The sequence below is a fragment of the Pseudomonas sp. MWU12-3103b genome (assembly GCF_023100615.1).
Classification (GTDB): Bacteria; Pseudomonadota; Gammaproteobacteria; order Pseudomonadales; family Pseudomonadaceae; genus Aquipseudomonas; species Aquipseudomonas putida_A.
Genome location: NZ_JALMEY010000009.1, coordinates 136390 through 162532 on the forward strand (window position 1 = coordinate 136390; position 26143 = coordinate 162532).

Genomic DNA, 26143 nt, shown 5'->3' on the forward strand with positions numbered 1-26143 from the left:
ATGAGCAAACCCTCGCAGGAAACAATGCGAACGATTTGCAAGTGTCGAGTCGCGGCAATGTAGGGTGGCAAATGAGAAAAAAACGTCAAAGAAGCCGTTAATACTTGTCATTGCCATTCAAATTTACCGCGACTCTCTCCTTTTGTCTTAACGTCATTGCTCAGGAGTGGGGGATGTAAGCCACGCTCTGGTCTGCGCGCCCGTGGAATACCTGTTCGCCACGGGTCGGGGTGGTGGTGATGACCTGATGATCAGCCTTCAGCGCATCCAGTGGCACGGCGTCACCGGAACGGTATTGCGCCACGAAGATCGTGCGTTGCGGATCCCAATGTTCCCCGCTGGTCCTTTCCAGCCAGGCGATCAGCGTCGCGGTGTCGCCATTGTGCGGGAAGTCCTCGATCGTTTCCGGCACGTAGTAGAACGGTGCACCACCGGTTTGCAGATACATCGGTACTTTGTTGTCGACCTCGATCATGACCATGCGCCATTGATTCAACGGTGCCTGCTGACTGGCCTGTTCGCGAACCTGCTCGCCGAAGCGGATGACACCGCCGCCGCTGTTGGTCCATGGGTAAAGCACACCCAGTACCGCAGCGAGCAACACAGTAGTGACAGCGAAGCCGATCTTCAGCCCACGGCCTTCGCTGTTGCGGGCGGCCATGCGCCGGGTCACCCACCAGGCACCCAGCAATTGCGCGAAGGGCACCAGCGGCAAGACGTAGTAGCTGCGGCGACTGCCACTGGCGGTGAAGAACAGCATCAGCAGCGCGAGCCCTTGAATCAGCCAGCGGGTGTCCGGTTCGATGTGCTTCCAGTTGCGCGCGGCCACCCACACGGCGATCAACCAGCACGGCGCCCATGGCAGGGTGTAGACCGGCAGGTAGATCAAGTAGGTGTAAATCGGTCCGAATTGATCGAACGGCTGGAAAAACCGCACGACGTTTTCACGCAGCACCAGACCGAGGCCGCTTTGTTCGTAGTTGGGCGCACCGTAGAGGTGAGACAACAGGAACGGCGTCATGTAGAACGCCCCGGCGATCAGCAGAGCACCCAGCAGTCGCAGGTTCAGGTGGCGTTTCCAGCGGTGTTCACTGAGCAGGTGCGGCAGCAGCACCAGCCCCGGCAGGATGAAACCGATCAGGCCTTTGAACAGTGAGGTCAGCGACAGCAGGCCGAAAAACACCACATAGCGCCAGAACCGGGTGTCATCCGGGCCGCGCCAGTACCACCAGATGGCCGCCAGCACGCCGCAGACGGTGAGAATGTCGGCGGTGGCGACTCGCGCCCAGAACACGAAATAGAAGGTGGTCGCCAGCATCCAGCCGGCGATCAGCCCGGTGCCTTTGCGAAACAGTTGCTCGCCGAGCAGATACACCAGCCACACGCTGAACCACGCGGAAATCACCGATGACAGGCGCAACGACCAATGCCCCAGTCCGCCGGTGAACCACGAGGTGGCGGTGATCAGCCAGTACGACAGCAGCGGTTTGTCGTAATAAGGACTGCCCTTGAGATAGGGGTCGAAATAATCGCCGCTTTGCAGCATCTGCAAGGCGATGTTGGCCCAGCGGGTTTCCGGCCCCCACAGCTCGCGACTGCCCAGGCCGAGCAATAGCAGCAGGGCAGTCGCCGCCAGCAGAAGCAGCAATTGCCTCCGTTCAGTCCTGGTCTGGGTCATGGCTGGCTCTGGCTGAAGATGAGGATTTCGATCTGGCCACGGCGGTAGTGCTTGCCGTCTATCGGCAACAGCTCCAGTTGTTGCTCGTCAGAGGTGCTGTTGACGCGCATCACCACGCCCACCGAGCCTTTTTTGCGTGCTTCGGTCATCCATTCGCCTACGCCGTCGAGGCTGACCTTGCGTGACGCCATGGCCGGGTCATCGAGGCCGTACTTGAGCTCGCCAACGGTGTTGAACAGGTCGACTTGCGGGCGGCGCAAACGCCATGACAATGCCGAAGCGGCTCCCAGGTCGTTACTCAGCAACGAGCTGGTTTCGCTCAGTTCCTGCTCATGTTCGGCAATGAACTGATCCGGCATCTTGCTGTTGACGATGGTCGCCGGCATCGCCGCTGGCAGCAATGCGACGAGCAGGCCGATGCCCAACGCCGGCATCGCCCACAGCGCCAGAGGGCGCAAGGCTTGCAGCGATCCGGCAATCAGCCAGCCGAGCAGCACGATATAGCCCAGCGACAGGCTGAACATTTCGGTGTGTTCGTAAATTTCACGGGTCGCTTGCAGATAAATCAGCGCGATCAGTGCGGCGATGGCCAGCACTACGTTGACCACACCGTTGATGCGCAAGACGCGACCGTTCTGGTCAGCTATCCAGTTCATCACGGTGTAGCCCATCAACAGAGCCAATGGCAGCAGGCACGGCATGATGTAAGTCGGCAGTTTGCCGCTGCTCGCGCTGAAAAAAGCCAGCGGCAGCAGGAACCACAAGGCGAGGAAGGCGATTTTCGGATCACGCTTTTCGCGCCAGGTACGCAGCAGCGTCGAAGGCAACAGCAGTGCCCACGGCAAGGTGGACGCAAACAGCAGCGGCAGGTAGAACCACCATGGTCGTGCGTGCTGTGCGTCTTCACCGGCGGCGAAGCGGCGGATGTGTTCGTGCCAGAAGAAGAACCGCCAGAAATCCGGTTCACGCGCATGCACGGCCAGTGCCCATGGCACGCTGACCAGCGCGGCCACCGCCACGGCAACCAGTCCATAACGCACCAGTTCACCGAAGCGCCGTTGCCAGATCATGTAGGGCAGGGCGATCAGCACCGGCAGCATCAGGGCGAGGAAACCTTTGGTCATCAGGCCCATGCCGCAGGCAAATCCCAACAAAGCCCAGCCGCCCAGGCGCGCGCGCGGGGTGTTGCTGTCGATGGCAAACCAGATCGCCACCAGACTCAGGTTGACCCACAAGGTGAACTGCGGATCGAGGTTGGCATAGCCGGCTTGTCCTGCGATCAGGCCGAAGCTCATATAAAGGAGGGCGCACGCGGCGCTGATTCGCGGGTTGTTCCACAGGCGCCGGGCCAGCAGGTAGGCCAGCCACACGCTAACCCCGGAGCTGAGTGCCGAGGCGATGCGCACGCCGAACAGGTTTTCACCGAAAATCGCCTGGCCGATGGCGATCATCCAGTAGCCGGCGATCGGTTTTTCGAAGTAGCGAATGCCCATGAAGTGCGGCGCCACCCAGTTGCCGCTCTGCAGCATTTCCTGGCTGATCTGCCCATAACGGGTTTCATCGGGAATCCACAGACCGTGAGTCATCAGCGGCAGCAGATAAAACACCACGAATGCCAGCACGAGACCGGGTATCGCAAAGCGTTCGATCAGGGAGCTCTGGTGGAGGCGCGGCAAATTCAGCGCTGCATGGTGCAGCGGTTTGTTCTCAGACGTCATGACTGGACCTTGGTGCAGTACAAAGTGTGCGTTTCAGTGACGGCCCGGCGATTTCCGTAGCAGGCGCGGCACTGGGTTGAATGAATGCAGAGGCGAGCACGGCCGATGGGCGTGTCCTGCACTCAGAGAACGGGTCTGCTTCCAGCTTTAAGTTCTCCTCGGGAAGACAAGCTTTAAAATGAAATATTTCCAGTTCTGGAAAGTAAAAAACATTTCTTATTACAAATTTCATACACGCCAATACCCTGTGCCAGAGCATTGGCCGAGCCGTTTGTTCTCGACTAAGTTTGATGATTACTTGGCCAATCGCTGCCAGCCTTCGGGATTCATGATGCCAATTACATCAAGTTTTCCTTGCGCATCTATCCGGGCCAAAACAGTGCTGCCATATTCGGCGGCGACCGCGCGCGGGTAACCGGTCTGCCGTTCAAAATCGGCGATGCAGCCGCTGTGGGTTACCAGAATCATGTTCTGTCCCGGGGTCTTGTGCGCCACCAATTCATTGCGCATCGTCGGGCCACAGGTTTCCAGCCATTCCGCCGCCACGGCATCGTGGCCGAGCATGTAATGCGCAGTCTGCATGGTGCGCGTCAACGGGCTGCTGAAGAACTGGGTCTTTTCCAGGCCCAGTTGCGTAAAACCACGGCCGACGTCGGCTGCAGCAATGCTGCCAGCCTGGGTGATACCGTCCGCCGGCCCCAGGCAAGTATTGGTCGAGCGGTCGCAACGTTCGGTGTGGCGAACCAGTGCGACGACTTCGCCGGCCTGCCAGGCCTTCACCCATTCCTGGGTAGCCGACGCACTCGCATAGCGCAGGTTGGGGGGCGAGCGTTGCATCCAGACGAAGCCGCAAATCAGTGCGATCAGCAGCAAACCGACGGCAATGATTGCCCAGGTGCGCGGACGAGACAGGTCCCATCGCTTGGACGCTGATTGTACTTGTACTAATTCAACCACGACGTTGCCCCTTGTCATTCCCGAGTTCCATTCAGTCCACACGCAAAGTGCAACGTAAGCTCCAGGAGATTAGTTACTTTACGGCGGTTTGCTTGAATGGCTGCTGAACACTACGTTCAGAGTCGTGGCGGGGCAGTGAAGAACATGTGAAAAATTTGCGAGAGAAGCGCAGGTATTAGCGGAAAAGTCTATTTGATAACTAAACTCAAATAGTGGTTTTGTTTGTTTTGGCCACTTAACAATGGCGCCAGTGGAGGCGAAGCTGCGACTTTGGATAACGTCGTGGCGCAGCTGCTTTCAGCCCCCGACATCAGCACTGGAGTCATTGAACCGGATGGACCTCAAGCAAAGCCTCGCCAATCGGATCGTGATTGTGTTCGCCTTGATGAGCGCGGTGGTGGCCGGTGTCTTCGCGATGGGCATTGTGGCTACCGTGCATGTCGTGGAGCACAAGTTGACCATGACCGCCCTCAGCGGTGGGCTGCGCCGGTTGTTGGCGATGGACGACATCAACCAGTGGCGCCACGAGCCGGAAAAGAGCGAACTGTTTTTTTTCGAGAACGGCCCGGGGCCCATGGCGCTGACGCCGCAACTGGCGGAACTGCCCGTGGGGTTTCAAGAGATCACGTTCAACGGCGACGACTTCTATGCGATGGTCGAGGCGGTCGGTGGCCGCAAATATGTGCTGTTGCGCAATCAGGAAAGCTTCGAACAGCGTGAACACCTGCTGTTCGTGGTGGTGATTGTCGGGTTCATCCTCAGCGTCATGCTGGCGGTCGCGCTCGGCAGGTTGTTGGCGCGGCAGGTCATGGCGCCGGTGATTCGCCTGGCGGGGCAGGTACGTCATCGCGATCAGTTGATCGCGTTGGCGCCGGCCCTGCATCCGGATTACGCCGATGATGAAGTAGGGGAGCTGGCCCTGTCTTTCGACCAGACACTCGGCCGGTTACGCGAAACCCTGAACCGCGAAAAACTCTTCACCAGTGATGTCAGTCATGAACTGCGCACACCGTTGATGATTCTGGCCAGCTCCTGCGAGCTGTTGCTGGCCAACCCCTCGCTGGATCAGCGTTCCACTCAGCAGGTCAAACGCATTGCCCGGGCCAGCGCTGAAATGCGCCAACTGGTCGAAACTTTCTTGATGCTGGCGCGCAAGCCGGAAGAGCTTGGCACCGAATCCACTTGCACACTCAAATCGATCGCCGACGCCCAGGTGGAAATCTGGGGGCGACTCATTCGTGAAAAGGGCCTGGAATTCATCTACGAGCCGCAACTGGCGGGCACCACGCGTTATGACCTGACGTTCTTGCAGTCGGTCATGGGCAATCTGTTGCGCAACGCCTGGCACTACACCGATCAGGGTTTTGTCCGCTTGACGCTGCTCAAGGACAGTTTCGTGGTCGAGGACAGCGGCATCGGTATTCCGGAAGAGAAACGTCACGCGATGTTCCAGCCATTCGTGCGCGGTGACGAGCAGCGCGGTGAAGGCCTTGGGCTGGGATTGTCGCTGGTGCAGCGGATCTGCAGCCATCAGCGCTGGCAGGTTCAGTTGGTGACTCGCGAACCCAACGGCTGCCGTTTCACCGTCACGCTGTCGGCGGCTCAGGAGGCCGAAGGGCAGACGCGAGAATTGCCCGCCGCCTGATTGATCAGGACAGCCAGGCGTTTGACGTTGTTCTGTTGCGCGGCCACCAGTTCGTCGATGCTCGGGCCGGACGGAGTTTGCAAGGTTGAATGGCAGGTCAGCAGAGCATTGTCCGCCGCACCGCTGGGACGCAGGCGCCATTTGACGTCGATCAGTCCGTACTGGCCGGGGATCGAGTCGAAACGCTGCACATCGATGCGCACCGAGACGTTGCCGCGACTGCCGGTATTGCTCAGTTGATCGTTCAAGGCACTGCGCAGCTCATCCGCCAGACTCGCCCCCCACCACTGGGTTTCCAGAATCGCCAGGCCGTTGTTGCCCTGACGGATGACGATTTGCGGGCGGTCGACTTGTGGCGGCACGCTGATCCCCTCGATCGGAATCTGCGCGCCCGAGCGGGACGCCGGCAGTTGCACCGGGGTCAGGGTGTGAAAGTTGATCGGCTCGCTGCGGCAGGCGCCCAGCAGCATGAATGCAGCGAGCACGGTGATCTTCAGCGGTAAAGCCATGGGGGAGCTCCTGTGCTCAATTGCGCGGCGGTCCTTTCAGATCCAGCGGCGCCGCGTTGTCGGGACGACCGCGAATCAGTGATTCCGGATGGCGACCGAGATAATCCGACAGCTCACGCAGCGAACGCGACATGCGCCCGAGTTCGTCGAGGGTCTCGGTGAGTTTCTCGCGCTGCGGCGAATCTTCGGCCAGGGTCGAGCTGGCGGACTGCAAGGTCTTGCTGACGTCGGCCAGGGTGGTCTGCACGCTCGGCAGGGTTTTCGCATTGAACTGGGTCAGGCCTTTGCGCAGCTCGACGAGGTTGCTGTCGAGGTTGCCGGCAATCCGTTCGACCGGCAGTTTGTTGAGCTTGTCGACCACGGCTTCGAGTTTTTCCTGCAACTGTTCGAGGCTGCCGGGCACCGTCGGCAAGACCACCGGCCGGGCCGTCGCGTCGAACGCAACTTTCTCGGCTTTCGGGAAGAAATCCAGCGCAATGTACAGTTGCCCGGTCAGCAGGTTGCCGCTGCGGGCCTGGGCGCGCAGACCGTTGTCGACGAAGGTGCCGAGCAAACGAATGCCGGCGGCTTCGTCGTCGGGATCGTGCTTGAATTCGGTGAGCATTTTTTTGTAGGCCTGACCGAGGCGCTGCGGGTAAATGACGATGCCGACGTTCAGCGGGAAGCTGCGTTTTTTAGCGTCGAAGTCCAGGTTGATCCCGACCACCCGGCCAATTTCCATGCCGAGAAATTCCACCGGCGCATCGACCTTGAGCCCGCGCAAGGACTGTTCGAAGCGCAGCACCATGTATTGCGCCTTGCCGTTGGGCGGGGCGAGGGCGGTCTGCTGATCGGCGAACAGCTCGAAGTCTTTGTCGTCCGTGGCAGCAACGTCGTTGGGGCTGTAATCCGGCGCACGGAAGGCAATGCCGCCGACCAGCATGGTCGACAGCGATTCGGTCTTCACCGCAAAACCGTTGGCGCCGACATTGATGTCGATCCCGCTGGCGTTCCAGAACCGGGTGTTTTCGGTAACGAACGCGTCGTTCGGCGAATGGATGAACACCTCGATGTCCACGCCTTTGCCCTCGGGATTGAGGGTGTAAGTAACCACCTGACCGACCGGAATCTTGCGGTAGTAAACCGGCGATCCGATATCCAGTGAGCCGAGATCCGGCGCATGCAGCATGAAACGCTTGCCCGGTTCGCCATAGGTGATCGGCGGTGGATTTTCCAGGCCCTTGAAGTGTTTGGCGCGGCTGTCGGACTGGCCGATATCGGCACCGATGTAGTCGCCGGAGAGCAGAGTGTCGATGCCCGACACACCACCAGCGCCGATGCGCGGGCGCACGACCCAGAAGTGCGAGTCTTCGCGGGTAAAGGTTTCGGCCTGCTTGGCCAGTTTGATCGTGGCGTCGACGCTCTTCTGATCGCCGCTCAACTCGACGTCAGTCACCTGACCGATCACCACATTGCGGTATTTGACCTCGGTCTTGTTGGCGGTCAGGCCACTGCCGGTCTTGAAGTTGACGACGATGGTCGGGCCTTCCTGCATCAGGTTGTGCACCACCAGCGAAATACCGACCAGCACCGCGACGATCGGCACGATCCACACCAGTGAAATACTGAAGCGACGCGTCTTGATCGGCGCTTGGCCCGGTGCTCGTGGCTCATCGGCGGCTGACGACTTCATCCATGTCCTCCTCGGTTTTGTGGATGCTGAGCGTCAGGAACGCAAAAGCACTTCATCAATATAGAAGTGCTTGGCGATAGAGCAAATAAGCGAGGAGATGGTTACGTGGTAGATGCGCTCAGCCGAGGATTTCACGCAGGCGATACCAGAACATGCCCAGTGCCAGCAGCGGCGAACGCAGGGCCGGCCCGCCGGGGAAGGTCATGTGCGGCACCGCGCTGAACACATCCATGCCCTGACTGTGGCCGGCGTGAATCGCTTCGCCCAGCAGCTTGGCGCACCAGTGCGTGACGTTGAGGCCGTGCCCGGAGTAACCCTGAGCGTAGAACACGTTCGGCTGCTGCTGGAGCCGGCCGACCTGCGGGAAACGGTTGGCGGTGATGCCGATCTTGCCACCCCATTGATAGTCGATGCGCACGTCCGCCAGTTGCGGGAAGACCTTGAGCATCTTCGGGCGCATGTAGGCGGCGATATCCGCCGGATCGCGCCCGGAATAATGACAGGCGCCGCCGAACAGCAGGCGTCGATCCGCTGAAAGCCGGTAGTAATCGAGGCCGACTTTCTGGTCGCACAACGCGAGGTTGTGCGGGATCAATTGCGCGGCACGTTCCTCGGACAGCGGCTCGGTGGCGATGATGTAACTGCCGGCCGGCAGTACCTTGCCGCTGAGTTGCTGTTCGAGTTCATCCAGATGCGCGTTGCAACCGAGCACCAGACTGCCGGCGCGAACGCTGCCGGTGGCGCAGCGCACTTCAACGGTTTCGCCATGAATGATCTGCAGCACCGGGCTTTGCTCGAAGATTCGCACACCGAGGGACGCCGCCAGACGCGCTTCGCCTTGCACCAGATCCAGCGGGTGCAGATGACCGGACCCCATGTCGATCAGACCACCCGCGTAGATGTCGGCGTTGACCACTTGCTGACGGATCAGCTCCGGGCCGACCAAACGGGTCTGGTGTTGATAACCGAGTTCGTCGAGGCTGACCTGTTCGTCCTTGAACGCTGCGAATTGCGCCGGAGTGTTGGCCAGCTCGCAGAAGCCCCAACGCAGGTCGCACTCGATGGCGTTCTCGGTGATGCGCTGGCGCACCAGTTCCACCGAGTCGATGCCGGCGCGTTGCAGATAACGTACGCCTTCGTTGCCGACGTAACGGGCAAAGCCTTCGACCTCGTGACCGATGCCGCGAATCAACTGACCGCCGTTGCGCCCGCTGGCGCCCCAGCCGATGCGCCGGGCTTCGAGCAACACCACCGACAGCCCGCGCTGGGCCAGTTCGATGGCGGTGTTGACCCCGGTGAAGCCGCCGCCGATCACGCAGACATCGGCGCTGAGATCACCGTCGAGTGTCGGCCAAGGCGTGCTGGCCCGGGCCGAAGCCGCGTAATAGGAGCGGGCGTGTTCTTGCGTGTACTGATTCATTTGTTCGACTTCACTTTGCTCCAGGACCGGGTCATCAGACGCATGATCGACTGGGGCGGGGTAGAGGAGATGTAGAGCTTGTCCAGCACCGCCTGCGACGGGTAGACCTCGGGATTGTTCACCAGCGCCTGATCCATGTACTGCTTGGCAGCCGGGTTCGGGTTGGCGTAACCGACCGACGCGCTGACCTTGGCAATCACTTGCGGATCGAGCAGGTAATTGATGAAGGCGTGGGCTTCCTTGGTGTTGCTGGCGTCGGCCGGGATCGCCAGCAGGTCGAACCACAGGTTGGCGCCTTCCTTCGGAATCGCATAAGCGATGTTCACCCCGTTCTTGGCTTCCTTGGCGCGGTTGGCCGCCTGGAACACATCGCCGGAGTAACCGAAGGCTACGCAGATATCGCCATTGGCCAGATCGGACACGTATTTCGAGGAGTGGAAATAGGTGATGTACGGGCGAATGCTCAGCAGTTTCGCTTCGGCCTTTTTATAGTCTTCCGGGTTCTCGCTGCGAGGGTCCATGCCCATGTAGTTGAGGATCGCCGGGAACACTTCGTCCGCCGAGTCCATCATCGACACGCCGCACTGGGTGAGTTTCTTCAGATTCTCTGGCTCGAACAGCACGGCCCAGGAGTCGATGTGATCGATGCCGAGCACAGCCTTGACCTTGTCGACGTTGTAGCCGATGCCGTTGGTGCCCCACAGGTATGGGACCGAGTGCTGATTGCCCGGGTCGTTCTTTTCGAGCAGTTCAAGCAGCTTGGGATCGAGATTTTTCCAGTTCGGCAACTGCTCGCGATCGAGTTTGAGGAACGCCCCGGCCTTCACCTGACGCGCGAGGAAGTGGTTGGATGGCACCACCACGTCATAGCCGGTACGGCCAGCGAGCAGCTTGCCTTCCAGGGTTTCATTGGAGTCGAAAACGTCGTAGATCACCTTGATCCCGGTCTTGGCCTGGAAGTCGGCGAGGGTGGTTTCACCGATGTAGTCGGTCCAGTTGTAGACGCTGACCTGTGGCTGGGCCAGGGCTGCGGTGCTGCACAGCAGCGCCAGTGCGGCGGGAACCATGGATTTCAATAGACGCATATCGACACCTCTTGGAATTATTGGAGTTTTTCGGGTGGTTCTGGATTTTCAGATGGATCATTGTTCCCCTGCTCTTTGTGGGAGGGGGCTTGCTCCCGAAGAGGCCGGTACCTCCAACATTACAGCTGGCTGATACACCGCTTTCGGGAGCAAGCCCCCTCCCACAAAAAGCCATGCCATGGAGGAAGGGGATTTGTGCTGGAGTCAGACGCTCAGCAGCAAAAACTCGCGTTCCCAGGAGCTGATCACGCGCTTGAAGTTTTCATGCTCGGCGCGTTTGACCGCGACGTAGCCGCGTACGAACTTGTTGCCCAGGTATCGGGCAACGGTGTCGCATTCTTCCATTTGCGTCAGCGCGTCTTCGATGGTGATCGGCAGGCGCAGGTTGCGGCGTTCGTAGGCGCGGCCCTCGACGGCGGCACTCGGTTCGATGCCTTCGACCATGCCGATGTAGCCACACAGCAGGCTCGCGGCGATCGCCAGATACGGGTTGGCATCGGCGCCCGGCAGGCGATTTTCCACGCGCATGGCTTCCGGCCCGGAGGTCGGCACACGCAGGCCGACGGTGCGGTTTTCTTCGCCCCACTCGACGTTGACCGGTGCCGAAGTGTCCGGCAGGAAGCGGCGGAACGAGTTGACGTTGGGCGCGAACATCGGCAGGACTTTCGGGATGTACTTCTGCAGGCCGCCGATGTGATGGCGGAACAGCTCGCTCATTGTGCCGTCGGCATTGGCGAAGATCGGCTTGCCGGTGGCGATCTCCACGACGCTCTGGTGCAGGTGCATGGCGCTGCCGGGTTCGTCGCCAATTGGCTTGGCCATGAACGTGGCAGTGACGTTGTGCTTGAGCGCCGCTTCGCGCAGGGTGCGTTTGAACACGGTGATCTGGTCGGCCAGATCCAGTGCGTCGCCGTGCCGGAAGTTGATTTCCATCTGCGCCGGGCCGTCTTCGTGAATCAGCGTGTCCAGGTCCAGACCTTGCAGCTCGCACCAGTCGTAGACGTCTTCGAACAGCGGATCGAATTCGTTGGCGGCATCGATCGAGAACGATTGCCGACCGCTTTCAGCACGGCCCGAACGCCCCAGTGGTGCCTTGAGTGGCAGGTCCGGATCTTCGCAGCGCTGGGTCAGGTAGAACTCCATTTCCGGCGCCACGATCGGCTTCCAGCCCTTGTCGGTGTACAGCTGCAGGACTTTCTTCAGCACGTTGCGCGGCGACAGTTCGATCGGGTTGCCGAACTTGTCGAAGGTGTCGTGGATGACGATGGCGGTCGGCTCGATCGCCCATGGAATCACATACACGGCGTCGCTCACCGGTTTGCAGACCATGTCGATGTCGGCCGGGTCGAGCAGGTCGTAGTAGATGTCGTCGTCGACAAAATCCCCGGTTACCGTTTGCAGCAGCACACTTTCCGGCAGGCGCATGCCTCGCTCATGCAGGAACTTGTTGGTCGGTGCGATCTTGCCGCGGGCGATGCCGGTCAGGTCGCTGACCACACATTCAACTTCGGTAATCTTGTGATCTTTCAGCCACGTGAACAGCTGATCGAAAGGGGCATTCATAGAGACCTCGTTATTGGTTTTATAGACGCCGGGGAGGGCGGGTTTCATCTTCCGCCCCTTCCCCTGTGGCGCGTTGGCGACTATCTTGGGCGTGCCTTGCCGTTCCATCTATCCACTTTAAGCAGCACCAAAGCGCACCAAAAGAGTGCGCAAGGTCTCCCATGACAACGTGTAATCCGCTACAGGTTCAGGCTTTCAATACCGCTGATGTCAGCGAACAGATCCGCGCCACGCCGGGTTGGGTTCAGCATTACCAGCAGATGTCTCCCGGACATTTCGCCGGGCAGATCCGCTATCTGGACCTGGAGGGTGTGCAGGTCTACGAAGAGCAGATGAACACTCGCGTCGAGCAGACGTTCAGCGCGCCATCGGGGGCCTTGGCCTTCTGTTTCGATCGCAGCGACAACGCGCTGTATCTGCTCAACGAAGACAGCCGCAACATCTGGATCACCCCGGAGAACTACCAGGAAATTGCCGTGGTGTTCGGCCCGGAATTCGTCCGTCAGCACGGTCTGGAGGTGGCGAGACTCGAAGGATTGTTCATGGCACCGCTTAACTGCGGGCAGAACGCCTTGTTCAGTCGCTGGTTAAGCTCAACTCTCACGAAGTTGTCGCAAGCTGTTGATCCGTTTGATAAAGACTCACTGACTCAGCAGTTACTCGAAGACTGCCTGTTCATCCTCGACAACGCACACACCCGTCTTGATCGCGGCGGATTACAGCGGCGTAGTGAAGAACGGACGATCATGAAGCGAGTAGGGGAGTGGGCAGCGGATTCGCCGGAAGACACCGTCAATCTGCTCGAACTGTCGAAGGTCGCAGGGGTGCCGTTGCGACAATTGCAGCAGGCATTCAAGGCCTACACCGGGATGACCCCGAGTCACTGGCTACGCCTGCGCCGGCTGAACAGTGCACACCGCGAATTGCTCAAGCGCCGGCCTACCGAAACTACTGTGGCCGAGGTGGCGATGCACTGGTCGTTCTGGCATCTGGGGCGGTTTTCCAGCAGTTATCGTGCGCTGTTCAAAGAGCTGCCGAGCGAGACGCTGAAGCGCTAGAGATTGCAGTAACGGGCAAAAAGATCTTTGTGTCCCAAGCGAAGTTAAATAGAATCAGTCTCATTTGAATTTAACTTCGCCCAGGGTCTCTTGAGATGATTGAAGCCGCCACGCCGTCTGAGCAGAGCCTGCACGCGCTGTACCGCGATCACCGAGGCTGGCTGGAAACCTGGCTGCGTCGACGCATGGGCAACGCGTGGGATGCGGCGGATCTGAGCCAGGACACCTTCATGCGCGTGCTGTGCAGCGCGCAACCGATTGCCGACATGCGTGAGCCTCGTGCCTATCTGCTGACCGTGGGCAAGCGTCTACTGAGCAACTTCTACACCCGCCGCAGTCTGGAAAAAGCCTACCTCGAAGCCCTCGCGCAACTGCCGGAAGAGTGCGTGCCATCGCCCGAGCAGCGTTGGCTGCTGCTGGAAACCCTGCAAGCACTGGATGAATTGCTTGATGGTTTGCCGCGAGCAGTGCGCCGGGCGTTTTTGTGGAGTCAGCTTGAGGGCCTCGGTTACCGCGAAATCGCCGAGCGCCTGCAAGTGTCCGAGCGCACCGTCAAACGTTACATGGCACAGGCCTACGAGCATTGTCTGCTGGTGGATCTTTGATGCGCGTTGCCCCCAGTGATGAATCCCGCGAGGTCGCCCGCGCCGCCGCGCAATGGCTGGCGTTGATGGAGTCCGGCGAAGCGGGCGCTGACGATCATGCGCAATTGCAGGCCTGGCGTAACAGCGATAGCCGACATGAAAACGCGTGGCAGAAAATCCAGCGCTTGCGCGAACGGTTTTCCGCACTGCCTTCTGCGCTGGCCATGGCTACGCTGGATCGTCCGGACGCAGCGCGTCGGGCCGTGCTGAAACGCGCGCTCGGCATCGCGGCACTGGTGCCGGCGGCCTGGCTGATCAGTCGGCAACTGCCGCTGGATGTCTGGCGCGCGGATTTGCACACCAGCACTGGTGAACACAAGCGATTGCGGCTCGCGGATGGCAGTTCGTTGCAGCTCAATACCGACAGCGCCGTCAATGTGGATCTTGCTGCCGGTCAGTTGACACTGGTGCGTGGCGAAATGGCGCTTGACGTGCCAGGCGACTCAGCCCTGATCATCAATGTGCCGTACGGGCGGATCATCGTCAGTCACAGTGAGATTTGCGTGCGTCTCAATGAGCGTGACTGCAATGTGTCGGTGATCCGTGGCTCGGTGCAGTTGCAACCGTCAAGCGGGCCGGCGCTGATCCTCGATCAGGGCCAGCAGATCAGGCTGCAGGCTTCTGGTGCGGGTGCTGTCCGAGCGTTTGACGCCTCGATGCCGAGCTGGCGCGACGGTGTATTGATGGCGCAAAACCAGCCGCTGGGGGATTTTCTGCGTGAATTGAGCCGTTACCGCCCAGGCGTGCTGCGCTGGGATCCGGAGCTGGAGGCGCTGCGCATCACCGGCAGTTTTCGTCTTGATAACACCGATCAAGTGCTCTCGCTATTGGCGGCCAGCCTGCCGATCGACGTGCAGCAACGCACGCGCTTTTGGGTCTCTCTCGTTCCGCGAAAATTGTCCCAGTCCAAAAAAACAGTCTGAGACCTGTCCCTTTTTTTCGCCTCGCTGGTCATTCCAGGCAAGTGAACCAAATCGAGAGCTTTTTCCTATGCCTGCAGTATTTCCAGGTCGTTTGCGTCCGTTGTTGCAGTTGAGCCTTTTGTTGAGCCTGAGTGCCAGCCCCCTGTTGATCCCCAGCAGTTGGGCGGAAAGTGCCGACCGCCGCGGTTATCAGGTGCCGGCCGGCAGCCTGGGTGCGGCGCTGACCCGTTTTGCCGGACTGGCCGGGGTCAATCTGTCGGTGGATCCGGCCTTGGTCAGCGGGCGCAACAGCAATGGTTTGTCGGGTGAGTTTGGCGTGGAGGAGGGCTTTACCCGGTTGTTGCTGGGGTCCGGTCTACAGCTGCAACCGGCGGGCGACCGCGCTTACACAGTCATTCCTGCGCCGGACGGCGGCAGTCTGGAACTGGCACCCACTTCGATTCTTGGATCGACGGGTAGCACGGATACCGAGGTTTTTGCCGGTGGCCAGGTGGCGCGCCGTGGTTCGCAAGGACTGCTGGGTTCCAGGGATTTCATGGAGACCCCGTTCAGCATGACCACCTACACCAGCGAAACGGTGAAAAACCAGCAGGCCCGCACTCTGGGCGATCTGATCGCCAGCGATCCCTCGGTGCGTGCGACCAACCCGGCAGGCGGCCGTTATGAGCAATTCACCATCCGCGGTTTCAGCCTGTTCAACAGTGATGTTTCCTACAACGGGCTCTACGGGGTTCTGCCCACTTACACGATCGACATGGAAATGGCCGAGCGCGTCGACATCCTCAAGGGCCCGAGCCAACTGATCAACGGCATTTCGCCGCGGGGCAGTGTAGGAGGGGGGATCAACGTGGTGCCCAAGCGCGCCGGTGATCAGCCAAATACATCGCTGACGGCCAGTTACGCTTCCAACAATCAGCTCGGCGGCGCCGTCGACATCGGCCGTCGCTTTGGTGAGGACAACCAGTTCGGCCTGCGTTTCAACGGCGTCAAACAAGCGGGTGACACTGAATGGGATCACCAGAGCGTCGATCGCGACATGGCAGTGCTGGGCCTGGATTTTCGCGGTGAGCGCCTGCGGCTTTCCACCGATATCGGTCACACCGAGCGCGATACCGATGCACCGCAAGAACGTGTGCAGGTCGGTGCAAACGCGAAAGTTCCGGATGCTGATGATGTGCGCGACAACTACGCGCAACCCTGGAGCCAGGCGCGAACCAAAGATACGTTTGGCACGCTCAATGGCGAGTTCGACGTCAGCGATTCGGTCATGTTGTATGGCGGCGTCGGCGCCCGTAAAAGTAACCACGATTTCCTTCGGCATGCGGTGTCGGTGACCAACGACGCCGGCGACTTCAGTGTTCAACCGCGGGATTTCACCCGTGACGAAAATGTCCGGACCGCCACGGCAGGTGTGCGCAACTGGTTCCATACCGGTTCAGTCAGCCACGAGGTCAATCTGGCGGCCAGCTACTTCTACATGGATTTCGAAAATGGTGGCGCGCGGTATGCGGCAGGGCGCAGCAATCTGTATGACCCGGTGGAAACCGCAAAGCCGCGCACGCCTACACGCTACGACGCCAGGGTCTACACGGAAAACCGCTTCAGCGGCGTCGCACTGTCCGATACGCTGGGGTTCTTCGATGATCGCCTGTTGCTGACCCTTGGCACTCGCTGGCAAAGGGTTCAAGTCGACGACTGGAGCGATGATGTGAAGGGTGACACAGCCTATGACGAAGAAAAACTCTCGCCATCGGGCGGCATTCTGTTCAAGGCGACGGACAAGCTCTCGCTCTACGCCAACTACATGGAAGGCCTCAGCCAAGGGAAAATTGCGCCATCGACGTCGATCAACGAGGATGAAATCTTCCCGCCTTTTATCAGCCGACAAGTCGAAGTCGGGGCCAAATATGACGCGGGTTCGTATGCACTTACAGCGTCTGTGTTCCGGATCAAACAGCCTGCTTATGAAACCAACGCCTCGACACGAGTCTTCGGCCCGAACGGCAAACGACAGAACGATGGTGTGGAATTGAGTGTGTTCGGTGAGCCGTTCAAAGGGTTTCGATTGCTCGGCGGCGTGATGTACATCGACAGCGAACTGACCCAGACCACCAATGGAACCTTTGACGGTAACCGCGCGCCCGCGACACCCAAATACAACGTCAATCTTGGCGCAGAGTGGGATGTACCCAATGTGCAGGGGCTGACGCTGACAGGCCGTGGAATCTATTCGAGTTCGCAGTATCTGGATCAGTCCAACCAGAAGGAAATCGACTCATGGGAGCGATTCGACGTGGGGACGCGTTACGCCTTTAAACTGGACGACAAGACCATCACCGTACGCGCCAATGTCGAGAACGTATTGGATAAACGCTACTGGAGTTCCGCGGGCGCATCAGATGACAGCGAACCAGGTTTGACGCTTTCGACGCCAAGGACTTATCTGCTATCGGCAACGGTGGATTTCTGAATTGCTTTCTTGAGTAAAAGGGTCGCTTAAAAGGAGGGTAAAATCTTCTAAATTCAGCGATCTACTGTTAACTACACTAAATAGCCGTTTAGTAGAGCTATCGTAAAATAAGCCGCCATCCACCGGAGCAGATCATGTCTCAACGCACAGTAAACGCACAGGCCTTGATTCAGGCGCTGGATCTGCAATCTCACGTGGAAGGCGGTTATTTTCGCAGAACCTATCAGGCCGATCATAGAGAGATGCTCGATACCGTCGGTGGCCCACGGTACCTGATGACATCGATTTACTACCTGTTGACCGAGCAATCACCAGTGGGCCAGTTTCATTTCAATCATTCCGACATTGTGCATTTTTTCCATCTGGGCGATCCCATCGAGTACAGCATGATCCATGCTGACGGCTCGCTGGAAACGCTGGTAATGGGCAACGACATTCTGGCGGGACAGCATCTGCAAATGCACGTGCCTGGCGGAATCTGGAAAGCTTCGCGACTGCTCGAGGGAGAACATGGATTTGGCTTGATCAGCGAGGCCGTGTCGCCGGGATTTGATTTTGCGGATATGGAGATGGGTGATCGACGCAAACTGATTGCGCGATTTCCACAGCACCGGATGCTTATTGAAAAGCTGACGCGGGATACTGATTGAAGGTCGCCAATTGCAGGCAAGGCCGAGGTTTTGAAAAGAGGACTCAGGGTAAAACTCTGGATTGAAATCTGGCGTGCAACCGGGCTAACCCTGAAACATCTTGTTACGTGTAATGTATATTATGTTAAACCACGTATTACGCTACGCGCCTTCCTGCACAAACGTCTGTCTCACTCAAACAATCACTCCAGCACCCTATAGATCTCAGAAACCACCTGCATCGTAGCGTCTTCGATTGTTCTCTCATTACGGCACAAAACCCAACCGTGCTCCTTGACCGCTTGCTCGAACATCTCCGTACACGACAAATGCTCTGCGTACTTCTGGATCACAGTGCCGCCCAATCCTCGCGATCTTGTCGCAGCCCTTGCCCATGAAATATCCGGATCGGTGACGACGCCGACATGCAGATCCGGCACGCGCACGTCTCGATCCAGGTTCAACTGGAGAATCTCGGCAAACGGGATAGATCGGCGAAACGCTGCATCAGACGGATACCAGCGATCAATCAGGATGATGCTGTCCAGCGGCTGCTCCGTCAGCACGTTTCGGGAAATCCAGCGCCGACTATCAGCCAGGCGCTGGCACACAGCCCATTCCAGATCCCGGGAAGGATTTCTGACAAGCGAGTTGATCAGGGCCATGGTTTCACCCCTGAAAGGATCGCTTTTTCTCTCGCAAAGCCGGATGACTTTCTTGTTGCCGGCCCTCAGTACCTTCGTAACGGCCTCCAACAGCGTGGTTTTGCCGGTGCCTTTGGGGCCATCCAGAGAAACAAACAGCGGACGATTCATTGTTCACATAACGATGGATTTATGGAGGGTCACTCTAACCGCATTCCCGGCATTCCAATGGCTGATTTGTCATTTCCAATGGCATGGCCCTGCCCTCACCCTACTTCACCGCCCTCCTCAGCTTGTTGCTGGAGAAATGACTGGAGACTGTTTTCACCATTGGTGAATCCGTACATCACAGCGTCTTTATGAAACGCCTGCGCAACGCTCTGTGCACTGCCCACACGCAGCCCTTCAACATACTGATTGGCAATGGCGATGACAGCGTTGTACTCAGCGGTGGGTACTGCCTTGATGTTTTTCGACATGGGTCTGTCCTTCCAGTAAGGACGAGGCGCGACGCACCTCGCCAATTGCATTCAACGGCTTAGGCGCTTGGGTGGGTGTGGTAGATCTTGCTGACAATCGTCCACTGACCTTCAACCTTCAGCAGGTTGAAAAAATCGGTGAAACGAAATCCTGAAACATTGTCGGTGTCGACCCGGGCGCTGGCTGCCGAGCCTACGATGTCGATGCGAACGATCGCTGCTTGCGCTTCCGGAGATGGGCGGAACGCGTTATCGATGACGTCGTACAGGTTCTGGATCGCACCGCCGACGAGCTTGCCTTCGTCGACCCCGAACATGGTGGCCTGCTGGTTGAATGCGGGCTTCATCAAGGCGCTGTCAGCTTTGGCACCACCTTCGTTGTACTGGCTGAGCACGTCGACGATTGCGTTGTATTCCTGAACATAAGTTGAAGTGGACATGAGGTATTCCTGAGTTAGTAAATGGCTGAAGAAAGCAAGGAAGGTTTACGGACGAGGCTCGGTAAACAGTCACCAATCCTGGCGCGTCGGCGAGATGATCAAATCGTTGACGGTGACGTTTTCCGGTTGGTTGAGCGCGTAAATCACGGCTCCCGCGATGTCGTCGGGGGCGATGGCAACTCGGTTGAGCGCTTGGGCAGCCTTGCGCCCTTCAGGATCACTGACCTTGTCGGCCCAGCCGGTATTGATGACACCCGGGCTGACCGTGTTGACGCGGATGCCGTGCTGCACACCGAGCTCCTTGCGCATGGACTCGGTCATGGCCTGAACGAAAAATTTTGTTGCGCTGTAAACACCGGCCGCCGGTCCGACCTGATGACCGGCAACAGAGTCCATATTGAGAATCTGCCCGGACTTGCGCTCCAGCATGAAAGGCAGCACCGCCGCCGCAGTGTTGAGGTAGCCTTTGATATTCACGTCGATCATCTTTTCCCAGTCCTGTACCGCCAGGTCGACCCAGTTGGAAAAAAGCATCAGCCCGGCGTTGTTAACCAGAATGTCTACGGCGCCGTAGGTCTCATGCGCAAATTGCGCGAGCGCTTGGGTTTGATGCGCCTGAGTCACGTCGGTGGTAAAAGCGACCACTTCGTTACCGCCCGCCCGCAACTCGGCGACAAAGCTTTCCAGACCCTGTTCATCCAGTGCGGCGGCCACTACGCGCACGCCTTGGGCGACAAGCGCGCGGGTGGTGGCGGCGCCGATGCCGGAAGACGCGCCGGTGACGATGGCTACCTTGTTTTGCAGATAATTCATGCTCATTACCTCTTATCGATAAATGCCGTCGTTCAGGCGTTCGCGGTTTGCCAGTCGATGTAACCCTTGGCACCGCCGCCGTAGTAACTCTCGCGTGGCGCGATGGTGAGCTCGATCCCGCGACGCAAGCGCTCCACGAGGTCGGGGTTGGCAATGAACAAACGACCAAACGCCACCGCATCGATCCGCCCCTGCGCACGACGCTCTAGCGCCATCGGCAGGTCGTAGTTGTTATTGCCAATGAATGGCCCTTCGAACTGCGCACTCAGCGCGTCCAGATCCACGCCTTCCGGGACCGTGCGGGAGGTCGCCGTGGCGCCTTCGACAAAATGCAGATAAGCCAGATTGAATTGATTGAGCTGCTGAATCAGGTAACCGTAAGTCGCCATGACATTGCTGTCGGGAGGTGTATTTCCGGCATCGGGAGTGACTGGCGAGAGGCGAATACCGACCCGATCGCTACCCCAGATCGAAATCACGGCTGCGGTGACTTCCAGCGTCAGTCGAGCCCGGTTCTCGATGGAGCCGCCATATGGGTCAGTGCGTTGATTGGTGGAATCGCGCAGGAACTGGTCAAGCAGATAGCTGTTGGCGGAATGCACTTCCACACCATCGAAACCGGCTCGCCGGGCATTCTCTGCGGCCAGTTTGTACTGCTCGATGATTCCTGGAATCTCCGAGGTTTCCAATGCGCGAGGCATCGAAACCTCGACAAAGCCTTTCTCGGTGTAGGTGCTGCCTTCGGCCTTGATCGCCGAAGGCGCTACTGGCGCTTCGCCATTGGGTTGTAGCTCGACACTCGAAAAGCGCCCTACGTGCCACAACTGACTGACGATTTTGCCGCCCGCCGCGTGCACCGCGTCAGTGACTGTTTTCCAGCCAGCTACCTGTGCCTCCGACCAGATACCCGGGGTCATGGCGTAACCCCGCCCCTGGGGAGAAATATTGGTCGCTTCGGCGATGATCAAGCCTGCACTGGCGCGCTGGGCGTAGTAAGTCGCGTGCATTTCATTCGGTACGCCGTCTTCGGCCATTCGGCTGCGTGTCACAGGTGCCATGACAATTCGGTTAGCCAATTGGAGTGCGCCCATTTGCATGGGCGAAAAAAGATCGGTATCAAACGTGTTAGCCGTCATAAAATCCTCGACTGAATAGACCGGTCGTCTAGTGGAAGGTTAAAAAAATACGCCCCTCTGTCAGCAGGCGTTTGCTGGTGATAATGCTGTTTCAAAAGCTGCCATCGTGTTCACGACTGTTACCGGCAGCGTTGCACCTGGTCACACAGGTGGTCGTCTGTATGACCCGTTCGTGAGGGCTCCAACGCGACTTTCTCCCACTTGCTGATAACCAGCGGCGCAATCGCATTGCCCAGTACATTGAGCGTGGTGGTGCCGCTGTCGATAATCCTGAAAATGCCGGCGATCAATGCCACACCTTCCAACGGAAGACCGGCAGAGGCCAAGGTGGCTGACAAGATCACGATTGCAAACCCAGGCACACCTGCGGCGCCCTTCGAGGTCAGTACCATCGTCACGACCAACAGAATCTGCTGTGACAGAGACAGGTCGATCCCATAGAGTTGCGCCACAAAAATGGTCGCCACACCGAGAAAAATCGATGCGCCATCGAGATTGAACGCATACCCCACCGGCACCACAAAACTGACGATCCGACGCGGTACACCGTAGCTTTCCAGTTTGGTCATCAGTTGCGGCATGACGGCGGCTGAGGCGGCACTGGAAAACGCCAGAATCAATTCATTACGGAAGTAGCGGATCAACTTGAAGATGTTTTCGCCAATCAAATAACAAATGCCACCCAGTACTACTAAAGCGAACACCATCAGCGCCAGATACACCACCCCAATCAACTTGAGCAGCGGCAGCAGCGAGGCAAAACCAAACGTCGCGACGGTCGCGCCGATCATGCCAAACACCCCTATCGGCGCGTAGGCCATCACAATGGAGACCACCTTGAACATCGCATCGGAAAGGCTCTGAACAACCGCAATAAATGGCGCGCTTTTGTCTTTGGGCAAAGCATTCAACGCCAGCCCCAACAGCACAGCGAAGAACAGTACCGACAGCAACTTCGCTTCTGACATTGCCACTATCACGTTGTCTGGAACGATGTTCTGCAAAATCACCAACGCCCCTTTGGACGGCTCAAGCGTGATCGATGCAGCGCCATGCGAAAGGCCTGAAATATCGGTTCCTCGTCCTGGTTCGAAGAGGTTGGCAAAACACAGGCCTATGACGATGGCCAGCGCGGTAATCGCAAAGAAGTAGCCGAGCGACTTCGCACCCATACGCCCGAACGATTTGCTGTCACCGCCGCCCGCGATCCCCAAAATCATGCAACAGAACACGATCGGAACAACCACCATCTTCATCATCTTGATAAAGATGTCACCGAGCGGTTTGAGGATCTCCGCACTCACCCATGTCTGATAGTGCGGATGCGTATTGAAGTACCAACCTGCAAGCACGCCAAGCAATAGCCCGGCAACGATTTGCCACACCAAGGGAATACGTTTCATGTCTAGCCTTCTTGTTGGAATGAAAGGTCTGCGTCTATTAGCAGTTGCTAGAGTCATGAGCTTCCAGCTCACTTGAGATCGAATGGCACAAACGGGTTGTGCCATGCGTGTTCCTATTTAGCGAAGAGCTGGCTCATATCCTTGAATGCCTTGAATTCAAGAGCGTTGCCGCACGGGTCAAAGAGAAACATGGTGGCTTGCTCGCCTACCTGGCCTTTAAACCGAATGTACGGTTCGATCACAAACTCGGTACCAAACGACTTCAGACGTTCGGCCAGCGCTTCCCATTGTTCCCAACCCAAAATGATGCCGAAGTGCGGAACCGGGACATCGTGTCCGTCGACCGGGTTGCTGTGAACGCTCTCTTGTGAGGCTGTTTTCGGATGTTCGTGGATCACCAGTTGGTGACCATAAAAATCGAAATCGACCCATTGCGTGCTGGAGCGCCCTTCTTCAAGACCAAAGACCTCACCGTAGAAGGTGCGCGCCGCAGCCAGGTCATAAACAGGGATCGCGAGGTGAAATGGCGAGAGGCTCATCAGAACTCCAAATATTTTTTGTTGGTTGGCGAACATTTCCACCGTCATCAGCTCTCTGGGTTCAGCCGGTGCCGGGATGGAAAACATCCTAGGACGGAAAACCAAACATAAAAATCAATATATATTTCTCAGAAACACAATTAATATTTGTGAATGATCAAAGAACTGAAAACACTCATTGCGGTGGCGCGGGAAGGCACATTCGCCGCTGCCGGGAACAAGATCGGCCTGACCCAGGCCGCCGTCAGCGCGCAGATTCAGCGCCTGGAAACCGAACTCGGTTTTGAGATTTTCGACAGGAAAGGACGTTCGGCCCATCTCAACAAAATGGGTCACCAGATACTTCTGCAGGCGCAGGAGTTACTCAGGCTATACGACAATCTGGGTTCCACTGCGCTGGGCCAACCTACCAACATACTCATCAACATCGGTGCGATCGCATCCGTGCAACGTTCCTATTTGCCCGATGCGCTGGCGAAGTTTCACCAGCAGTGTCCGCAATGCCGCACACGTGTCATTCCAGGGCTGTCGATGGAAATGGTGAACCTCGTAGACGCCGGCGAAATCGACATGGCTGTCATCATTCGACCGCCCTTCTCTCTTCAAAGTGACCTGCGCTGGACGACGCTGGCGCGAGAGCCCTACCGACTGATCGTGCCACGCGAGCTGGAGGGAAATGACTGGTCGGAACTGCTGTCCAGCCAGCCATTCATTCGCTATGACCGATCATCTTTCGGCGGCCGGCAGGTTGATCGTTTCCTGCGACAGATGCATTTCACCTTGCAGGAAGTTTGCGAACTGGATGAACTGGAGGCCATCATCAAACTGGTAGAAAAAGGTGTAGGCATAGCGCTGGTGCCCCAGACAGAGCCCCATCAGGAATGGCCCGAAGGTGTACGAGCGATCGATTTGGGACAACACACCTTTCACCGGGATATCGGGCTGGTACATCGATCTCGACAGAGTTTCACCGAGCCTGTGCGAATTTTGGCTCAGCTTATAAGTGATCAGGTCACCGCCGTTGCAGAATAATAGTCGCCAAGCGCGGATCGAAATGCTGCGCAGCGACGACGCCAGCAATGCCAGAGCTTCGTCGCCGACATCACTTGGCTCGAAGTGCATCTTGCACGACTACTGCCAACACCTGCGACGTCTGCAATAATGCCGACCACAGCGGCGCGAAGGCATATCGAGTGCTCGTGCCCACATCTGCTTTTCGGGTTTGGAGGACTTCATGCAGGACATTATTGACGGCTTTCTGCGCTTTCAGCGCGAGGTTTATCCGCAACGCGTCGAGCTGTTCAAGCAGCTCGCGACAGAACAGAATCCAAAGGCGTTGTTCGTCACCTGCTCGGACAGCCGTGTGGTGCCGGAACTCCTTACGCAGCGCGAGCCGGGCGAACTGTTCGTGATTCGTAACGCCGGCAACATTGTGCCGTCTTACGGCCCTGAACCGGGTGGTGTGTCGGCGACCGTCGAGTATGCGGTCGCCGTGCTCGGGGTACAGGATATTGTGATCTGCGGCCACTCGGACTGCGGAGCGATGGGCGCGATTTCACGCTGCACGTGCCTGGACCATCTTCCGGCGGTCGCTAACTGGCTACGTCACTCGGACGCCGCGAAAGCGATTAACGCAGCACATGAGTTCGACACCCCCCGCGCCAAGCTTGATGGTCTGGTGCGGGAAAACGTGATCGCGCAACTGGCGAATCTGCGGACGCATCCATCGGTGGCCCTGGCGCTTGAGCAGGGACGCATGAATCTGCACGGCTGGGTCTACGACATCGAAGCGGGATGCATCGATGCTCTGGATGGCGCGACCCGCAAATTCGTGTCACTGGCTGATTCGCCGACCACCGTTGCGATCGCTGCGCGTAACGGCAAACAGATGTGATGGCTACAGATAAGTAAGGCAGAAGCCGCCTGGGGCGGCTTCTTGTCGACTCGCTTTCTTCATCAGTGACCGGCGCTTTGGCCGCCATCGACATGCAGGATTTCGCCGGTGACGAAGTTGGCGCTGTCCAGGTACAGCACCGCTGCAACGATGTCTTGCACCTCGCCCATGTGTCCGACCGGATGCAGGCTGCCCAGAGCGGCGTGATTTTCCTCGCCATGCATCGGGGTCTTGATGATGCCAGGCGATACGGCGTTAACGCGGATGCCACGCTTGGCGTACTCGATCGCCAGGGATTTGGTCGCGGCGTTCATGCCACCTTTGGTCAGCGACGCCAGCACCGACGACACCCCATCGATGGCATGATCGACCAGCGATGTGGTGATGCTGACCACGTGTCCACCCTCACCTTGTTTCTCCATCTGGGCAATCGCCTGCTGCGACATGTGGAAGAAGCTGCCCATGTTGGTGGCCACAGTATTTACATACTCTTCGCGGGTATAGGCTGTGAACGGTTTGGCGAGGAAGATCCCGGCGTTGTTCACCAACGTGTCAATGCGGCCGAAACGCGCTACGCCTTCGCGGATGATTTTCTCGGCAGTCACCGGATCGGCAATGTCACCGGCGACGGTCAGGATGTCCGGATCCGCTGACGGCTTGATGGAACGCGAAGTCGCCACCACTTGATAGCCGAGTTTGCGAAAACCTTCAACGATGCCTGCGCCCAGCCCTTGGGATGCGCCAGTGACCACAACGACTTTTTTTGAATGGCTCATGATAATTCCTCAATAGTTTACGAAAGGGGTTTCACACACAGACGAGCC

The 26143-nt window shown here is 58.2% G+C and carries 23 protein-coding genes and 1 pseudogene; 8 read left to right on the plus strand and 16 right to left on the minus strand.

Features of this window, described 5'->3' with window-relative positions:
- Positions 1–160: 160 nt before the first annotated feature.
- The 3 genes from M0808_RS15675 to M0808_RS15685 all read right to left on the minus strand — a co-directional run bounded on the left by M0808_RS15675 (position 161) and on the right by M0808_RS15685 (position 4353).
- Positions 161–1678 (minus strand): glycosyltransferase family 39 protein, encoded by a 1518-nt coding sequence (locus M0808_RS15675; RefSeq protein WP_247841788.1) that lies wholly within the window; start codon positions 1676–1678, stop codon positions 161–163.
- Positions 1675–3396: a lipid IV(A) 4-amino-4-deoxy-L-arabinosyltransferase gene (gene arnT / locus M0808_RS15680; RefSeq protein ID WP_247841789.1), complete on the minus strand. Its 1722-nt coding sequence runs from the start codon at positions 3394–3396 to the stop codon at positions 1675–1677. The genes M0808_RS15675 and arnT overlap by 4 nt, the downstream gene beginning before the upstream one ends.
- Before the next feature lie 294 nt (positions 3397–3690).
- A complete protein-coding gene (locus tag M0808_RS15685; protein WP_348773044.1) occupies positions 3691–4353 on the minus strand; it encodes a histidine phosphatase family protein in 663 nt (220 codons plus the stop codon).
- A gap of 334 nt (positions 4354–4687) precedes the next feature.
- On the opposite strand from M0808_RS15685, the gene M0808_RS15690 reads away from it, so the two are divergent.
- On the plus strand, positions 4688–5998 hold the full coding sequence (locus M0808_RS15690) for a HAMP domain-containing sensor histidine kinase (protein WP_247841790.1): 1311 nt from the start codon (positions 4688–4690) through the stop codon (positions 5996–5998).
- Here the strand turns inward: M0808_RS15690 and M0808_RS15695 are convergent.
- The 5 genes from M0808_RS15695 to M0808_RS15715 form a co-directional block, all read right to left on the minus strand.
- Positions 5956–6507, minus strand: a complete 552-nt coding sequence (locus M0808_RS15695) for a PqiC family protein (protein ID WP_247841791.1) — start codon at positions 6505–6507, stop codon at positions 5956–5958. The genes M0808_RS15690 and M0808_RS15695 overlap by 43 nt on opposite strands.
- 16 nt (positions 6508–6523) lie before the next feature.
- Entirely contained in the window at positions 6524–8179 is a 1656-nt protein-coding gene (locus tag M0808_RS15700) for an MlaD family protein (RefSeq protein ID WP_202368135.1), read from the minus strand.
- A 118-nt stretch (positions 8180–8297) separates the two neighbouring features.
- Complete coding sequence (locus M0808_RS15705) at positions 8298–9599, minus strand: FAD-binding oxidoreductase (RefSeq protein ID WP_247841792.1); 1302 nt, start codon at positions 9597–9599, stop codon at positions 8298–8300.
- Positions 9596–10684, minus strand: a complete 1089-nt coding sequence (locus M0808_RS15710; protein WP_041063835.1) for a polyamine ABC transporter substrate-binding protein — start codon at positions 10682–10684, stop codon at positions 9596–9598. Before M0808_RS15710 ends, M0808_RS15705 begins: the two co-directional genes overlap by 4 nt.
- Positions 10685–10888: 204 nt before the next feature.
- Positions 10889–12247 (minus strand): glutamine synthetase family protein, encoded by a 1359-nt coding sequence (locus tag M0808_RS15715; RefSeq protein WP_095135836.1) that lies wholly within the window; start codon positions 12245–12247, stop codon positions 10889–10891.
- Between the two features lie 161 nt (positions 12248–12408).
- Between M0808_RS15715 and M0808_RS15720 the strand changes: the two genes are divergently transcribed.
- The 5 genes from M0808_RS15720 (at position 12409) to M0808_RS15740 (ending at position 17992) form a co-directional block, all read left to right on the plus strand.
- Complete coding sequence (locus M0808_RS15720) at positions 12409–13305, plus strand: helix-turn-helix domain-containing protein (RefSeq protein ID WP_247841793.1); 897 nt, start codon at positions 12409–12411, stop codon at positions 13303–13305.
- A 95-nt stretch (positions 13306–13400) separates the two neighbouring features.
- Complete coding sequence (locus M0808_RS15725) at positions 13401–13910, plus strand: sigma-70 family RNA polymerase sigma factor (RefSeq protein ID WP_247841794.1); 510 nt, start codon at positions 13401–13403, stop codon at positions 13908–13910.
- Entirely contained in the window at positions 13910–14872 is a 963-nt protein-coding gene (locus M0808_RS15730) for a FecR domain-containing protein (RefSeq protein WP_247841795.1), read from the plus strand. Before M0808_RS15725 ends, M0808_RS15730 begins: the two co-directional genes overlap by 1 nt.
- A gap of 67 nt (positions 14873–14939) precedes the next feature.
- Positions 14940–17342, plus strand: coding sequence for a TonB-dependent receptor (locus M0808_RS15735; protein ID WP_247841796.1), 2403 nt, complete (start codon positions 14940–14942; stop codon positions 17340–17342).
- Between the two features lie 134 nt (positions 17343–17476).
- Positions 17477–17992: a cupin domain-containing protein gene (locus M0808_RS15740; protein ID WP_247841797.1), complete on the plus strand. Its 516-nt coding sequence runs from the start codon at positions 17477–17479 to the stop codon at positions 17990–17992.
- Between the two features lie 182 nt (positions 17993–18174).
- Here M0808_RS15740 and M0808_RS15745 read toward each other — a convergent pair whose 3' ends face one another.
- From M0808_RS15745 to M0808_RS15775, 7 genes and pseudogenes are all read right to left on the minus strand, one after another.
- The gene (locus M0808_RS15745; protein ID WP_247841798.1) at positions 18175–18786 is read right to left on the minus strand and encodes a dTMP kinase; all 612 of its coding nucleotides are present in this window, start codon (positions 18784–18786) and stop codon (positions 18175–18177) included.
- Positions 18787–18914: 128 nt separating this feature from the next.
- Positions 18915–19094: pseudogene (locus M0808_RS15750) on the minus strand (nuclear transport factor 2 family protein); the annotation flags it as partial.
- A 59-nt stretch (positions 19095–19153) separates the two neighbouring features.
- Complete coding sequence (locus tag M0808_RS15755) at positions 19154–19534, minus strand: nuclear transport factor 2 family protein (protein WP_139053991.1); 381 nt, start codon at positions 19532–19534, stop codon at positions 19154–19156.
- A 69-nt stretch (positions 19535–19603) separates the two neighbouring features.
- Complete coding sequence (locus M0808_RS15760) at positions 19604–20347, minus strand: SDR family oxidoreductase (protein WP_247841799.1); 744 nt, start codon at positions 20345–20347, stop codon at positions 19604–19606.
- A 32-nt stretch (positions 20348–20379) separates the two neighbouring features.
- Complete coding sequence (locus tag M0808_RS15765) at positions 20380–21483, minus strand: alkene reductase (protein ID WP_247841800.1); 1104 nt, start codon at positions 21481–21483, stop codon at positions 20380–20382.
- A gap of 119 nt (positions 21484–21602) precedes the next feature.
- Positions 21603–22886 (minus strand): cation:dicarboxylase symporter family transporter, encoded by a 1284-nt coding sequence (locus tag M0808_RS15770; RefSeq protein ID WP_247841801.1) that lies wholly within the window; start codon positions 22884–22886, stop codon positions 21603–21605.
- Between the two features lie 113 nt (positions 22887–22999).
- A complete protein-coding gene (locus tag M0808_RS15775) occupies positions 23000–23425 on the minus strand; it encodes a VOC family protein (protein ID WP_039762906.1) in 426 nt (141 codons plus the stop codon).
- A 153-nt stretch (positions 23426–23578) separates the two neighbouring features.
- Here M0808_RS15775 and M0808_RS15780 point away from each other — a divergent pair, with 153 nt between their 5' ends.
- Both M0808_RS15780 and M0808_RS15785 read left to right on the plus strand, forming a co-directional pair.
- The gene (locus M0808_RS15780; RefSeq protein WP_139053987.1) at positions 23579–24457 is read left to right on the plus strand and encodes a LysR substrate-binding domain-containing protein; all 879 of its coding nucleotides are present in this window, start codon (positions 23579–23581) and stop codon (positions 24455–24457) included.
- Between the two features lie 202 nt (positions 24458–24659).
- Positions 24660–25319, plus strand: a complete 660-nt coding sequence (locus M0808_RS15785) for a carbonic anhydrase (protein ID WP_095135815.1) — start codon at positions 24660–24662, stop codon at positions 25317–25319.
- A 62-nt stretch (positions 25320–25381) separates the two neighbouring features.
- Here the strand turns inward: M0808_RS15785 and M0808_RS15790 are convergent, their stop codons facing one another.
- Positions 25382–26095 (minus strand): SDR family oxidoreductase, encoded by a 714-nt coding sequence (locus tag M0808_RS15790; RefSeq protein WP_247841802.1) that lies wholly within the window; start codon positions 26093–26095, stop codon positions 25382–25384.
- Between the last annotated feature and the right edge of the window lie 48 nt (positions 26096–26143).